Raw genomic sequence first — 255 nt, forward strand, 5'->3', positions numbered from 1 at the left:
CCAGTCAATGTTGTCCTGCTCCATGAAACGATAGAACATATCCTTTTGACAGGAGAAAAACTTGGAAAGTCCCGAATGGTGATATTGGAAAGAGTTCTTGACCATGAAGAACGGGAAGACAAGCAGCAGTTCCAATACTTGAAGACAACTCAACTTGCAATTATGCCGTTTCTCAACACCAATGCAAGACGAACGCAGATTGAAATGACGGATTGTTGTCATAATACAGTTTATTGCCTTGTTGCAATCATTTTT

1 pseudogene is annotated in these 255 nt (G+C 40.0%); it reads right to left on the reverse strand.

The annotated features are described in order from the left end of the window. A pseudogene (locus tag I6E24_RS17700) lies at positions 1-255 on the reverse strand (IS4 family transposase); the annotation flags it as partial.

It is taken from the genome of Bacteroides caecigallinarum (assembly GCF_021530995.1).
Classification (GTDB): Bacteria; Bacteroidota; Bacteroidia; order Bacteroidales; family Bacteroidaceae; genus Phocaeicola; species Phocaeicola faecigallinarum.